The sequence below is a fragment of the Streptomyces luteogriseus genome, assembly GCF_014205055.1.
GTDB classification, from domain to species: domain Bacteria; phylum Actinomycetota; class Actinomycetes; order Streptomycetales; family Streptomycetaceae; genus Streptomyces; species Streptomyces luteogriseus.
The window spans coordinates 7977751-7992028 of record NZ_JACHMS010000001.1 but is presented as its reverse complement, the minus strand read 5'-3'; the positions used below and the strand labels follow the sequence as shown (position 1 = coordinate 7992028).

General features: G+C 69.8%; 12 protein-coding genes and 2 pseudogenes. 11 read left to right on the top strand and 3 right to left on the bottom strand.

Translation table 11 applies throughout. The annotated features are described in order from the left end of the window. Positions 1-277: 277 nt before the first annotated feature. The 3 genes from BJ965_RS35510 to BJ965_RS35500 all read left to right on the top strand — a co-directional run bounded on the left by BJ965_RS35510 (position 278) and on the right by BJ965_RS35500 (position 3134). Positions 278-1258, top strand: coding sequence for an alpha/beta fold hydrolase (locus BJ965_RS35510; protein WP_184914993.1), 981 nt, complete (start codon positions 278-280; stop codon positions 1256-1258). Between the two features lie 470 nt (positions 1259-1728). Next, positions 1729-2394: a CBS domain-containing protein gene (locus BJ965_RS35505; protein ID WP_184914990.1), complete on the top strand. Its 666-nt coding sequence runs from the start codon at positions 1729-1731 to the stop codon at positions 2392-2394. A 287-nt stretch (positions 2395-2681) separates the two neighbouring features. After that, entirely contained in the window at positions 2682-3134 is a 453-nt protein-coding gene (locus BJ965_RS35500; protein WP_184914976.1) for a universal stress protein, read from the top strand. A 120-nt stretch (positions 3135-3254) separates the two neighbouring features. Here BJ965_RS35500 and BJ965_RS40620 read toward each other — a convergent pair. Then, a pseudogene (locus tag BJ965_RS40620) lies at positions 3255-3685 on the bottom strand (pyridoxamine 5'-phosphate oxidase family protein); the annotation flags it as partial. Between the two features lie 217 nt (positions 3686-3902). Between BJ965_RS40620 and BJ965_RS35490 the strand changes: the two are divergent. The 3 genes from BJ965_RS35490 to BJ965_RS35480 all read left to right on the top strand — a co-directional run bounded on the left by BJ965_RS35490 (position 3903) and on the right by BJ965_RS35480 (position 6265). Beyond that, the gene (locus tag BJ965_RS35490) at positions 3903-4562 is read left to right on the top strand and encodes a CBS domain-containing protein (RefSeq protein WP_184914972.1); all 660 of its coding nucleotides are present in this window, start codon (positions 3903-3905) and stop codon (positions 4560-4562) included. Positions 4563-4734: 172 nt separating this feature from the next. Continuing rightward, positions 4735-5319, top strand: coding sequence for an Rv1733c family protein (locus BJ965_RS35485; protein WP_184914968.1), 585 nt, complete (start codon positions 4735-4737; stop codon positions 5317-5319). A 64-nt stretch (positions 5320-5383) separates the two neighbouring features. Then, positions 5384-6265, top strand: a complete 882-nt coding sequence (locus tag BJ965_RS35480; RefSeq protein WP_184914965.1) for a universal stress protein — start codon at positions 5384-5386, stop codon at positions 6263-6265. Here the strand turns inward: BJ965_RS35480 and BJ965_RS35475 are convergent. Both BJ965_RS35475 and BJ965_RS39675 read right to left on the bottom strand, forming a co-directional pair. Continuing rightward, a pseudogene (locus BJ965_RS35475) lies at positions 6223-6746 on the bottom strand (hypothetical protein). The gene BJ965_RS35480 and the pseudogene BJ965_RS35475 overlap by 43 nt on opposite strands. A gap of 429 nt (positions 6747-7175) precedes the next feature. Continuing rightward, entirely contained in the window at positions 7176-7376 is a 201-nt protein-coding gene (locus BJ965_RS39675) for a hypothetical protein (protein WP_246546155.1), read from the bottom strand. 720 nt (positions 7377-8096) lie between these two features. On the opposite strand from BJ965_RS39675, the gene BJ965_RS35465 reads away from it, so the two are divergent. The 5 genes from BJ965_RS35465 (at position 8097) to BJ965_RS35445 (ending at position 14271) form a co-directional block, all read left to right on the top strand. Then, positions 8097-8489, top strand: coding sequence for a hypothetical protein (locus BJ965_RS35465; protein WP_184914962.1), 393 nt, complete (start codon positions 8097-8099; stop codon positions 8487-8489). Positions 8490-8572: 83 nt separating this feature from the next. After that, positions 8573-9454: a terpene synthase family protein gene (locus tag BJ965_RS35460; RefSeq protein WP_184914959.1), complete on the top strand. Its 882-nt coding sequence runs from the start codon at positions 8573-8575 to the stop codon at positions 9452-9454. Between the two features lie 163 nt (positions 9455-9617). Continuing rightward, positions 9618-11135, top strand: coding sequence for a prenyltransferase/squalene oxidase repeat-containing protein (locus tag BJ965_RS35455; RefSeq protein WP_184914956.1), 1518 nt, complete (start codon positions 9618-9620; stop codon positions 11133-11135). Positions 11136-11456: 321 nt separating this feature from the next. Continuing rightward, positions 11457-13082 carry a wax ester/triacylglycerol synthase domain-containing protein gene (locus tag BJ965_RS35450; protein WP_184914953.1) on the top strand — a complete coding sequence of 542 codons (1626 nt, stop codon included), beginning with the start codon at positions 11457-11459 and terminating at the stop codon, positions 13080-13082. A 151-nt stretch (positions 13083-13233) separates the two neighbouring features. Then, the gene (locus BJ965_RS35445; protein ID WP_313667533.1) at positions 13234-14271 is read left to right on the top strand and encodes a beta-ketoacyl-ACP synthase III; all 1038 of its coding nucleotides are present in this window, start codon (positions 13234-13236) and stop codon (positions 14269-14271) included. Positions 14272-14278: the final 7 nt, after the last annotated feature.

Here is a 14278-nt window from a genome sequence, read left to right as displayed (position 1 = left end):
ACTCCATCGGAGGCAGGGACGGTCGGGCCCCGGCCGAGGACGTTCGGCCCATCCCCGGAGGGGGTCCGTCGCGGTCGGAGCGGGGGCCGGTCGCCCCTGTCCGAACGGCCGGAGCCCGACGAAGCCCGGGCGAAGCGCATCGCCACGTCCTGAGGCGACCGTGCCCGCCCGGAACGGCTTTGCCGGACCGGCAACAAGACTCGCCACGCCCGCGCCGCTCCTCGCATGATCGGGTACCTGCCTCGGCGCGGGGCAGATCGAGGATCCTGGAGGAGTCATGTCGGAGCAGGCCACGGCAGTCACGCACCGGCTGGTTTCCTCGCCCGCGGGCCGGATCCACGTGGTGGAGCAAGGCACCGGGCCGCTGGTGTTGCTCGTGCACGGCTTCCCGGAGTCCTGGTATTCCTGGCGCCACCAGCTTCCCGTCCTGGCCGCGGCCGGGTACCGCGCGGCCGCCATCGATGTCCGCGGGTACGGCCGTTCCTCCAAGCCCGGCGACACCGAGGCGTACCGGATGCTGGAGCTGGTGGAGGACAACGCCGCCGTGGTGCATGCCCTGGGCGAACAGTCCGCGGTGGTCGTCGGCCACGACTGGGGGTCGGTCATCGCCGCCAACTCCGCCCTGGTCAGGCCGGACGTCTTTCGCGCGGTGGGGATGCTCAGTGTTCCCTACGCCCCGCGCGGGGGGCCGCGGCCCAGCACGGTCTTCGCGCGGCTGGGTGGGGACGAGGAGTTCTACGTCTCCTATTTCCAGGAGCCCGGCCGGGCCGAGGCGGAGATCGAGCCCGACGTGCGCGGCTGGCTCGCGGGCTTCTACGCCGCCCTGTCCGCCGACACCATGCCCGCCCCCGACGCACCCGGCCCGCACTTCGTCAGCCGAGGCGGGAGGCTGCGCGACCGCTTCCCCACCGGTCGGCTGCCCGTCTGGCTCAGCGAGCACGACCTGGACGTCTACGCCGGGGAGTTCGAGCGGACCGGCGTGAGCGGGGCGCTCAACCGCTACCGGAACATGGACCGGGACTGGGAAGATCTCGCCGACTACGACGGCGCCCCCCTCACCCGGCCATCCCTCTTCATCGGTGGCGGCCTGGACGCCTCCACCACGTGGATGGCCGATGCGATCAAGGCGTATCCCACCACCCTGCCCGGCCTGGTCTCCTCCCAGATCCTCGACGGCTGCGGCCACTGGATCCAGCAAGAGCGTCCCGCCGAGATCAACCGGCTCCTGACCGGCTGGCTCGCCTCCCTGCGCGCCTGAAGCCTCTCCGAGAAGCCGGGACCCGCGTCCGGGAGCGGCCGGGGGTAGGCCCGCCAGGAATGCTCGGTGCTGTCGTGAGCTCTCGAACGTCTGCATCGGTCACGGGAGGCCGAAGGTCCCCATGACGGTACCGGGCGGCCCGTGGTGTCGCGGGCCCGGGAGGCACAGGCTGGCACCAGGGGCCCGAGCGGGAGGCGGAGGACGACGATGACGAACAGCCCGGCGGACGGCGTCCTGGACAGGGGCGGGTCGAGTGCCCCGGTCCGGCTCCCGGGTGCGCGGCGGCGCACGGTCATCGGCCCCGTGGTCCGGGAAGGTGCCGAAGACGTTCCCGCGCCCGCGGAGCGAGAAGCTCTGGAGCGCCGAGCGGATGCCGGCTGCGGCCCGTCGGTCATCCCGGAGAACCCCAGGCAGCCTGGCGTACGCCTTTCGGGGCGTGTGCCCGCACCCGACGCCCCGAGGAGGACACCATGCGCATCAGCCCGCACATCGTCCGCGACGTCATGACCCACACCGTCGTGGCGGTGGGCCGAGACGCCTCGTTCAAGGACATCGTCAAGCTTCTGCACGAGTGGAAGGTGAGTGCCCTTCCCGTGCTGGAGGGTGAGGGCCGGGTGATCGGCGTCGTGTCCGAGGCCGATCTGCTGCTCAAGGAGGAGTTCCGCGACAGCGACCCCGACCGGGCCACGCAGATGCGCCGTCTGTCGGATCTGTCCAAGGCCGGAGGGATGACGGCCGCCGATGTGATGAGCACCCCCGCCGTCACCGTCCATCCCGACGCCACACTCGCACAGGCGGCCCGCATCATGGCCCAGCGCAACGTCAAACGACTGCCCGTCGTCAACGACGAGGGCCTCCTCGAAGGCGTGGTCAGCCGCGCCGACCTCCTCAAGGTGTTCCTGCGGACCGACGACGAGATCGCCGAGGAGATCCGTCACGAGATCCTCGTGCCCCTCTTCCCCGCCCCTCCAGAGCCCGTGCAGGTGCACGTGACCGACGGCGTCGTCACCCTGACCGGACGCGTGCGGGACACCTCCTTGGTGCCGATCGTCGCCCGCCTGGTGCGTTCCGTCGAAGGCGTGGTCGACGTCGATCTGGCCCTGTCCGGCGGAGTACGGGTGGGGGAACCCGGATGAAGTACGTGGACAAGATCTCACCTGGTCGGCCGTCCTCTCGCCCCTAGGCGGCCGCGCGCACAGCCTGATCGCTCACTGTGTACACAGAGCCGTGCATGACGTCCTCCGCTGCCCGGGAAGGTTTCCCGACACCTCCGCCTCGCCCACGCCCCCCGGGACGTCATGGGCCGAACGGCCCGGCCCGCTCCCGGTCCCGATGGCCCGACCAGGGCCGGTCGGCCCTTCCTCCCGCGCGCCGGTCCGGGCAGCGTGGAGTACGGGGACAGCCACTGCTGAGTGAGGTCACCATGCAATCCTCTGAACTTGTTCCACGGGTGGTCGTGGGCGTGGACGGGTCTCCCGCCTCCCGTGCCGCGTTGCGGTGGGCGGTCCGTCACGCAGGGATGGTCGGCGGTGCCGTGGACGCGGTCTACGTCTGGGACACGCCGTCCGCCCGGGGCTGGAGCGGACCGGCGGCCGACCCGGACTTCGATCTGGAGCAGGCGCGGGAACGGTTCGCGCAGGAGGTACGCGCCGTCTTTCCTGGCGAGCGTCCGCCGCGGCTGCGGGAACACCTTGTCCAGGGGGACCCGTCCGAGGCGCTGATCCAGGCCTCCGAAGGGGCCGAGCTTCTCGTCGTGGGCCGGAGGGGAATAGGCGGCTTCGCACGGGCGATGCTGGGGTCCGTCAGCCAGCGATGTGCCCAGCACGCGGCATGCCCGGTCGTCGTGGTCCGTCAGGAGAAGGAACCCGACCACTGATCGCGGCCCCCGCGACGTCCCTCGCTGAGAGGCCGCGTGGATCTCCTGCTCGCCGGCGCTGTGCGAGACGGGCAGAAGTGCGAGGCGCGAGACGGGCGGGAGTACGAGGCACGCGTGCGGTCAGGAGTCGTCGGCCGTGATGCGGCGCCCGGTCAGACGATCGACGCCGATCGACACCCACAGCGTGCGCCGGCCTCCGGCCCGGGGCTTCGTGTGCGCCTGCTCCTCGAAGGTGGCGATCGCGTCGGGGTCCGTGACCGCCCTGGCCACGCCGACCACCAGGACGCTCCAGCCCCGGCTCGGTGCGTCGTCGACCACTTCTCGTAGATGACGGGGAAGACGGCGGGTCCGCGCGGTGTGGTCAGCGAGACCCGCCCGACGCCGTGTGTCGAGAGCAGTGCGCGGCACTGCTGCTCACCGAGCTCCTGCAGGCGGGGGTGGTGGAGCGCCTCTCCCCGGCCTGGAGGCCGCTCCTGGTCACCGCCCTGGAGTCCCAGGAGCGTGGTCCCCAGCGCGTCGGCCACGCGCAGGAGCGTCCCCGGGCTCGGGTCGGGATACGTGCGTCCGCCACCGGAGCGGGGGCGGTACGGGGCCGGCACCAACGGGCCGAAGGTCCCGGCGGACCGGGACGAACAGACCCCTTGCTCTGCACCATGGCCCCAAGCGCAGGACCACGGCCTCCGGTCAGGCTGAAGGTGCGAAGACATGCGGACGACCGCCAGGCCGGCGTGCCCCGCAGTCGGTCGCGGGACCGGAGGGAGGAGCGTCATGCAGCACCGCACCGTCGGAGATCTCATGACCCACGGCGTCGTCCTGGCGCGACGGGACACGCCTTTCAAGAACATCGTCAGCCTGCTGTCCGAGAACGAGGTGACGGCCCTGCCGGTGGTCGACGACATCGGCCACCCGGTCGGAGTGGTGTCGGAAGCGGACCTGCTCCGCACGGTCGCGGCACGGCCCGACCCCAGCGGCCTGCCGCGGTCGCCGAACGCGTCGAACGGGGCTCGCGCCGCGAACGACGGCATCACGGCCGAACAGCTGATGAGCGCTCCCGCGGTCTGCGCGCGGCCGGAGTGGACGGTCGTCGAGGCCGCGCGTCTCATGGACACCGAACGCGTCAAACGGCTGCCCGTGGTGGACGAGACGGAGACGCTGGTCGGCATCGTCAGCCGTGCTGATCTGCTGCGCGTGTTCCTGCGCCGGGACGAGGCGCTGCGCGACGAGATCACCGGTGACGTCCTCGTCCGGACTCTGGGCCTCGCCCCCTCCGACGTGGCGGTGGCCGTGCGCGACGGCCGCGTGACCCTCAAGGGCCGGGTGGAGACGGAGCAGATCATCCCCGTCATCGAGCGCCTGTGCGGCGGCGTCGACGGCGTGGTGTCCGTGGACTCAAATCTGCGCCACCGCTTGGAGGGGACTCCCGGCTGAGGCCCTGCCCAGTGCCCCGGGGACGCCCCTGACGCACACGGCCCGAGCGGCATGCACTCCCCCTGACGACAAGGCCCGTCGGTCCGCGTGAGGCTTCGGTCCTGCCCGAACGGCCCCTCCCGCCCACGCCGTTTCGGCGCAAGGGTGGAAACGGAAGCCGGAGGTGAGCACGATGACTCCGAGCACAACCGTCCGACGATCACACCTGTGGCGCTGGCGCCGCAGCCCGTTGCGTCGCCGCGAAGACGTCCTGGAGGCCTGGATCCTGCTGGCCGTCTGGCTCGTGACGGCCGTGGCCGGCCCTGTGGCGGGTGTACTGAGCGCCCGGGCCACGGTGGACTCACTCGCCCGGCAACGCGCGGAGCGTCGCCCGGCCACCGCCGTCCTGGTCCGCGAAGCGCCCCGCGGCTTCGTCAGCGGTGAAGTGGCCATTGACCACGTCATCACGACAGTGCGCTGGACCGCGGCTGACGGCACATCGCACACCGGCAGGACCCGGGTGAACGCCGGCCTGAAGGCCGGGGAGCGGGTTGCCGTGTGGATGGACCGGGAGGACCGGCTCACGACCGAACCGCAGACACCGGGCCAGGCGGACATCGTGGCAACCTTCATGGGGGCCGCCGCCTTCCTCGGCGTCGCCACCGCGGCAGCCGCCGGGTTCTACGCAGCGCGCGTCGTCCTCGACCGGCGCCGGAGCCGTGCGTGGGAGGCGGAGTGGCGGAAGCAGGGATCGCGGTGGGGTCGTGCGAGCAACTGACCCGGCCGCCCGGGTAGCCGTCGTCGCACACGACCGACGCGGTGCACGAGAGAGGGATGAGGACATGGACCTGCCGGTGATCGTCGGTGCCGACGGCTCCGAGGCCAGCCTGCAGGCCGTCGACTGGGCCGCTGACGAGGCAGCGCTGCGCGGCGTCCCCCTGCACGTGGTGTACGCCTCGCTGTGGGAGCGCTACGAACAGGCGGTCTTCCCCGCGGCGCAGGAGCGGTCGGAGCAGATACTCACCGACGTGCTCGTGGTGGCCGCGGCGAAGCGCGCCCGGCAGCGCGTCCCCGGCACCGAGGTCACCACCGAGGTCGTGCCCGAGGGGCCGGTACCCGTGCTCCGTCGTGCGGCGCGCAAGGCCTCCGTACTGGTCATCGGGTCTCGCGGCCGGGGAGGCGCCGCCGAGCTGCTGTCCGGCTCGGTCTGTCTGTCCGTGGCCGGGCGCGCCGATGGTGTGGTGGTCGTCGTGCGCGGCGCCCACGACAACCGGACCGGGCCACGGAGCCGTGGGCGGCGTGTGGTGGTGGGCGTCCCCGACAAACCGGCTGACTCGGCGGCGGTGCGGTTCGCGTTCCGGGAGGCGGCCCGGCGCGGTGTGCCGCTCGAGGCGGTGTGGGCCTGGGACGTCCCGGCAGAAGAGGCGACCGACCACGCCCCTTTCACCGGCGAACCCGCCCGTGTGCACCGGCGGCGTGCCGTGGAGGCTCTGGAGAGCGGGCTACGCGCGCAGACCGAGGAGCATCCAGGAGTCGAGGTGCGTCGGCGGGTCATCGAGGGCCCGGCCCGCGCCGCGCTGCTCGACGCCTCGGCGGACGCCGCCCTCCTCGTCGTAGGCGCCCGGCACCCTCACGGACGCTTCGGCCCTCACGTCGGCCGCGTCACACATGCCGTGCTCCATCACGCAGCCTGTCCCGTGGCAGTCGTTCCCGAACGGGGGTGAGCACCGGTCGTGCGGGGGGGCGGAGCGGATAGCCCGGTACCGGTTGAACCCGCGGGCCGGTTGGGGGCGCTGGTCTGCACCGCAGGCCTGGTGCGGGGCCGAAGGCGGGCGAGGCGCTCTGCGGCGAGGTCTTTCTTCCTTGGGGCATTCGGGTCGAGGAGTCAGCGCACCACCATGGCCCGGCCGTCGCGGGCAGTGACGGCCGCGTTCACCCGGTGGGCAAGGCCCATCGTCGGGTCGTCGACCTCGCTGGGCTGGTCTGCAGTGCGGCGATGAGGTCGTCCTTCGCGCGCTCCAGCACGGACTGAGCCTCGACGAGAAGGTTGTGCCACTTGACGACGTCGGTGGCGTCGGGATTCGCGGTCGGCGCGGCGGCGACCGCGGCCTTCAACTGGTCCATGCCCATGTCGAAGCGCGCTGCGATCCGTTCGGTGAGCACGCCCACGACATCCGCAGAATCCTCGGATATGCCGTCGAACAAGGGGGAACTCCTGTTCCGGGCTGGGCTGGGCCGATGCGTAGGGAATGTGAGGGGCCCTGTACTCGGCGGATCAGCCGCTTGCCGGGACGTGCTGAAGCCCGGTCAGTCCAGGCGCATACGGACGTCCCGGTAGACGTAAGTGCCGGAGACCCAGCCCTCGACGCCGGTCGTCTTGTCTGTGATGGCAACTGGCGGCGGGGGCGGCGGTTGCTGCGGTGGGTACGGTCGCGGCGCTGGCGGTGGTGGCAGACAGCACCAGCAGCGCGAGTGCGCCGAGCATCGCCGCGAATACGGCAATTCGGGTGGAGCGCATGCGGAAGAAGCCTCCGTGAAGGCGTGGGGAATGTATGGAAGGGCGCCGCGGGGGTTGCCCCGGCGGCTGTATAAGAGTCCGGAGAATCGCCGGTTAGGCTAACCGGCGATCGTCGGCTATGTTGCGCCGCCCGCATCGGGCTGAGCGCTCAGCGCGAACGGCCTGGCGCGAGGCAGGGGCCTTCGCCACACCGGCCGGGCGGCTGCCGGGCGGACCGGCGGGAGAGGGCCGGCCTCGCCGGTGAGCCGGTCGTCGCACCACTGCCGGGCCTCGTCGACCGTGAAGCCGCCCTCGCGCAGGGTGAGCGTCCAGGGCACGCAGTGCCACGACGACGACCATGTCGTCCGGGTCGTCGCTGGTGTAGGAATAGCCCATGGCGTAGTGGTCGCCGTCGTCGGCGAGGCGTGCTCGCGTGGCCTCGTCAGTCGGCGGCGGGCCCAGCTCGGGGTCGAGGCCGATGGCATCGCGCGGGCAGCCGCGGTGGATGAGCCAGGATGCGCCATCGCGGGCAGCGGCAGCGGGGCCTCCTCGAAGCTGAACGTCCGCTTCTCGTGGTCCCGTTGCAGATGCACGGCGAGCACCTGGGGCGTGCCGGGGTGTCCCCAGGTCGCGGTGCGGCCGAACAGGACGGGTATTGAAACGGAACCCGCACGCGAGGTGGCCGATGTGGTGGACCGACGTGTGCGTTCTCGTCGCCACGCAGCTGGAGCGGGGCCTCACGCCTTCAGGTGAACTTCGGGTGCGAAAACGTTCACTCACCAGATGTTGGAGGTGTTATGGGCAATTCTGGCAGCCGTCCAACGGAAGGCTTGCTCATGCGACGTCGCACGGTGATCGCCACTGCTCTTGTTTCCCTGTCAGCCGTTGGCGTGACTGCGGCAGTGGCTGCGGGACCCGTGATGCCTGTCGCAGGGACGACCACGTGGTGCTTGTCTTCAGCGGCGGCTGAGCATCTGGCGGCTGACGGAGTCGTGATGGCGGCTGATGCTCCGGCTGTGCTGGACCCTTCAGGGCCGACTCCGTGCGTGCAGTGGCCGATGAAGGGCAAGATCAGTCTCGACCTGACCGAGGGGTCCTGGACGGCGAGTGGTGGACTGACCTTCACCAAGGCCTCGGACGGGCGCACTCTGCGCTTCACCGGAGCGCACGGTGACTTGGCGCAGCGGTCGATGCTGGTGGATGCGACGGTCGGAGATGAAGCGACGCTGCCGGTTGATCTGTCCACGTACGAGCTCGACATGACGAAGATCACGGTCACTATGCCCTCCGTGAATTCGCCAGGCTCGGTTGAGGGCAGGCCGTTCAGTACGACGCTCAAGCCGGACGGTGCGGCGGTGTTCTCTCGAGCGTTCGGCACGTCGCCGGTTCCCACTGGGAGCAGCCTGGCCACGCTGGCGGGCCGTGTCGATGTGGTACCGGGGTTGGGCTGAGTCGGATGTGGGGGGAGACTGGTGCCGGCCTTGTCAGTGCTGGTCTGCTGGGTGAGGTTCGGGCTGAGAAGACCAGCGCTGCGGTGCTGGCATGGGCGCGGGGCTTGAGGCTGGTGGTTGACGCTTTTGAAGAAGGGCGTCTGCTTGCTATGCGGCTGGGGAAACTCGCTGAGCTGACGGTGCCGGAGGCGAGCGACGCCGATCTGGAACTGACGGCGCAGTGGGCGGCATTCATCTGTCTGGTCGACGACCGGTTCGACCGCAGCCGGGTCGATATCCGGCCGGAAAAGGTCGCGTCGCTGTTCACCCGGCTGCTGAACGTGATCACCGGCGGCCCTGCCGGATCCGCCAGCGGGATTGAGCAGGCCCTGGATGATTTGTGGCGGCGAACGGCTCCGCGGATGTCCCCTCAGTGGCGGAAGCGGTTCGTTGCCGACTACCGCGACTTCGCCCTGGCCATGCAGGAAGAGGCCGCCGGCCGCATCGACCGGGCCCCGATGGGGCTCAGTGACTACGTGCTGCGGCGTCGCCGGACCATCACCGCCCTGCCTATGACAGACATCCTGGAGTGCACCGCTGGCGCGCCCTGGCCCGGCCTGCCCATGGGGGAGGACCTCATGAGGGCCCTGCGGCGGGCCGTGGCTGATGTGGCCGGCTGGAGCAATGACCTGGTATCGGCCGAGGATGACCTGCGGGAGGGCCGCGACAACCTGGTGACGGTGGTGAGCCGTGAGCGCGACTGCTCCCTGTCCTCGGCACGCGAGCACGCCACGGCAATGCGCGATGACCGTGTCAGGGATTTCCATGCCCTGGCCGCTTCGCTGACGGCGATTGCCCTTCCCGAAACTGAGCGGGAGGAAATACGGCGTTACGTGGCGGCACTCGGGTCCTTTGTAGCCGCGACGCTGCACTGGCTTGGCGTCACCCATCGCTTCGATGCCCGTTGGGCGCCCCGGCCCGTGTGACCGGCCTCGTTCGCCCGCCCTGCCGATTCACGCTCGACCGTGTTTTACGCGCCATCCAAGGACTGTCCCACCGATGAGACCCCCTGCCGCCGAGCAGCTCCCCCCGGCCTGGCTGCCGTCGCACTTCCCAGCAGCGCTGCCTGCCGGGCGCGGACGTCTTTTGGTGCACGTGCTGAACCGGGTGGGTACGGACGGTGCCGTGCGCGACGCCTGCCGCAGTCGGGTCCTCGAATCCGCGCTCGCCCTGGCGCTGGTGGAGCGGTGTGGATCTGGCCACCACGACGCGCGTACTCGCATCGTGAGCTACCTGGAGCGCCATCAGAACAGCGAAGACCTTATTGATGCGACCGTAGCCGCCGCTGCCCTGGGCCGGGGCACCAGGCAGCCGGCGCGTCGCCAGGCCCTCGAGGACATCGTCAGCCGGGTACCGGACTTCACCGGTTCACGCAAACGAGCCCTGGTGCAGGCCATCTTCACCATGCTGGGCGTGGCTACCGACCATGCCGACGCCGCTCCCCATGCTGTCGATGTGAGCGCGCTCCATCCCTGGGCTGCGGTGCAGACCGTTGCGGTGAACGCGATCCTGGGCCGGGCGGTAGGTAGAAATCGCGCTGGCGGGGAGGATGTCACTCGGCTGGCATCCACCCAACGTCCGGGAAGGGTGTGGGAGGGAAACCTCTTCATTCACCTGTCAGTCCTGCATGCCCTCGTGGACGTCCCCGGTATGGAGAGCGTCGTCGATGCCGGCCTGAGTACTGCCCTCAGGCATCAGCGGGAGGACGGCGGCCTGCCCTTCGTCACGGACACCGACACGTGGAGCACCGTCGTCGTGGGTCTGGCTCTGGGCAGTGCCGGCGCACCGCGTGAGGTGATGCACCGCATCGCCCGGCACCTTGTGCATCTTCAGCACGCGAACGGCGGCTGGTCGTACACCGACCATGCTGAGCTCTCAGACACGGACTGCACCACCGTCGCAGTCGAGTTCTTGCATCAGCTGGACCCGGTCGCCTACCGCGACCCGATTGAGCGTGCCCTGGACGCACTGGTCGCGGTCCGCGGCGCCGACGGCGGATTCCCCACCTACGGAGCGGGCACTCCCTCCGAGGCGTGCATGACCGCCGCCGCGATCAACGCGCTCAGCACCCAGGACCGCCACCGTCACCTCATCCAGCCTGCTCTGCGCTTCCTCGCCGACCGTCAGATGCCTGACGGCTCCTTTCCCCCCGGCTGGAGCAGCAGCCGCCTGCACACCCTCTTCAGGGCTTACCTCGCCACCCTCCACCGGCAGGCCTCTCTGACTGTCCAAGACATGAGCGGTCGGATCGCGGGCCTGGTGCAGAGCACACAGAACGCGGACGGCGGCTTCGGACAGAGGGACGGCGCCTCAAGCGATGCCATCAGCACCGCCTACGCCCTGATCATCCTGGCCGGACAGCGCGACCCTGCTCCCGCTGCGCACGCCACTGGCTACCTGCTCACGCAGCAGCGTCCCGACGGCAGCATCAGCTCCGTTCCCGACATGCTCGGCCCGCGTCCTTTCCCGTATCACGTCCCCGTATTGGCCGACGCGTTCACTCTTCTCGCTCTGTGCCACCTCACCCCTCGCATCCGGCCACCCCGCATTGCCGTGCCGGGCCGCCAGCACAGCAATGCGCAACTCGCCCGGAGGACAGCCCCATGAGACCGCGCTCCAAACCGGCTTCCCTGCCCGGGCACCTATGCCTGGCCACGGGATGTGCAGCGGGCATCGACTGGCCCCTGGCCGTATCCGGGAGCCACGTGCACCGATGCGACGAGTCCCCGACCAACCTCGACCGAGCCGCTACCGACCGTCTGAAAGGGATCGAGCGGACCGCCGCCCGGAACCACTTCATCCAAGCCGGGCCAACCTACGTCTCCTTCGCCCAACGCTCGGGACACTTCCAGCCGATTCTCCGGCTCACACCGGCCTGACCTGACGTCTGTCCCCCCACCCCACCGAACCACCACCGCGGAGAACCCCGTGACCGTGCCCCTGCGTCCCAGGCCCATGGACCTGACCATGCACGACATGGCCCAGGTCTATCCCACGATTTCCCAGACCATCGGAGTGATCCTCCACCTGGAAGGAACCACTCCAACCCTCAGCGAACTCCGCGCCTATGTCGGCTCCCACCTGAAAGACCAACCGCGCCTGACCCACTACCTCCACGGCCCCGGACTCAAAGCCCGCTGGCACCACGACCCAGCCCCCGACCTTAACCACCGCGTCCGCGAACAGCACCTGCCATCAGGCGACCAGCACCTCGATACGGCCTTGACCGGTCTTGTCGCGCACCCCTTGCCCGCCGAGGGCCCACTGTGGGACATCTGGCTGCTGGCCGGGTACGCCCCGGGGCGTTATGCCATCTGCCTGCGAGCGCACCACAGCACCCAGGACGGTATGGGCCTCCTCGGTACCCTTACCGCTCTGTTCGGCACCGCACCCTCGCCCACCACGCGCCCAGCGCTCCGGGCAGGCGCCGCGGCCTACCTGAGCACCGTGCGCGGCATGCTCACCGCAAGCGCCATCAACAACGCCTGGAGCGACACCGAACTGTCCCTGACCGGCCACCGCGATATCAACTGGGCGGATGTCCCCACCCAGCGGCTGCGGCAAGCCGCCACCGCCCGCGGCGGCGACACGAACGACGGCTTCCTGGCCGCCCTCAGCGGAGCCCTGCGCACATGGGCAGCACAATCCTGGCCCCTCGGCGCCGGCAGGCCGCTCCCAGCGATCACGATGGTCAACCTGCGCCGGACCGAGGACCACGACCGGCCGGGAAACTTCTTCACCTTCGCACCCGCGCCCCTGCCCTGCCACGAGTCGACAGCCGAAGGCCGCCTCGACCACGTCATCGCCGCCACCCGCACCACGAAAGACCCGGCCCGCCACAAGGCCATGCGCTCCGTGATGGACCTCGTCCCCGCACGCGCCTTCCATGCTCTGGCGACCCGGCTGACCACACCCGACCGAGCCACGATCAGCACGTCCTACCTCGCCGTCCACCGGCCGTTGCGCTACAAACAGGACCCCGTCACCCGCCTCCAGCCCTTCACCTGGCTCCCCCGGCACCAGCCGGCGTCGATCGTGGCCTGCAGCTACAACGGAACCACCAGCATCTGCTTCGTTACCGACGCCGCCCTCCCCGGCCTGAACCAGCTGCCCAGTCTGTTCCACGACGCCGTGGGCGACCTCCCGCGCTCTGACGACGACCCTCAGGCGGGCAGCCGAGCGGAGCAACTTCCCCACGCCGGCGTGACGCTCCCCGTACCTGCCGCTGCCCGTGATACCGCAGTCGTCATCGATTTCGACTTCATCAAAGGCATCCTGGTCCACCAGGGCAACCTGCCGGCCGAATCGATCACGCGTCAGGCGACGCAGGAGGAAGCCGGCATCGACTCCCTGGCGGTGACCGAGCTGTCCATGATTCTCGAAGAGCGCCTAGGCGTCGTGATCACCGAAAACGAGCTGGCGAAGCCGACCACCATGGACGACCTGGTCAGCCTCGTAGCTGAACGGACAGCATCATCCCCCGACCACGCGAGTCCGCAAGAGCAGGGTCTCCACCCCCAGACAGAACGACCACACGCAGTGCCCGAGGCGTAGTCGCGCCCCGGCTCCCCAGTCAACAGCGCCGGTCATCACCGGCCGCAGCGGCAGCACGCCGGCGGGATCACAACGCGCAGCCGGTCAGTCCGCAATTCCGAAGGCATCCCTTCCGCTGACGCCAACGAGCGAGCACAGAGAAGACAAACCGTTGATCTTTGCACGTAAAGCCATGCCTCCGTCGCCGGTGCCTGCCGCGCGGTTGATCGGCCTGGGGTCCTATCTGCCCCCACTGAAAGTCAGCAACGCCGACCTTGCAGCACGCCTGGACACGACAGATGAATGGATCCGCACCCGTATCGGTATTGCCGAGCGACACATCGCCGATCCGGCGACTGCCACCAGTAACCTGGCCGTGGAGGCAGGACTGCGGGCAATGAAATCGGCGGAGCTCGAGCGCGTAGACGCCGTCATCCTGGCCACCGCCACTCCGGACCATCACGTGCCTGGCACCGCACCGGTGGTGGCCCACCAACTCGGCCTGTGCCAAGTGCCCGCCTTCGACCTCGGTGCAGGATGCTCGGGCTTCGTCTACGCAACGACTGCCGCAGCGGGACTCATCCACGCGGGAACCGTCGGCACCGTACTGGTCATCGGAGCGGAGAAGATGTCGGCCGTCATCGACCCCGCCGACCGATCCACCGCGCCGATCTTCGGTGACGGAGCGGGTGCAGTCGTACTCACAGCCGGACACGCCGACGAACCCGGAGCCCTCGGACCAGCCGTATGGGGCAGCGACGGCGAGCACGCAGACGCCATCGTCATCCCCGGTGGCGGGTCCCGGAGCCCCTCACGAACCACTGCCGACCTGGAGAATCTCTACGTACGCATGCACGGAAACGAGGTATTCCGTCACGCGGTGCGCCGCATCACTCACGTGACTCAAGAGGCAGCCACCGCAGCAGGATGGGCCGCCCAGGACATTGACAGGCTGATCCTCCACCAAGCAAACGCACGCATCAGCGCAGCAGTAGCCAACGCCCTGGGCATTCCGGCCGAACGCGTACCGTCCAACATCGCCCGAGTCGGCAACACTTCTGCAGCTTCGATCCCCCTGCTGCTAAGTCACGCCGCGATCGACGGGCAACTGGAAGCCAGGCAACGAGTCGTCGTGACCTCCTTCGGCGCAGGGTTCACCTGGGCGGCCACCACTCTGTTGTGGCCCACCGGCCTCCAGGCTCTCGCCTGAGCGCTTA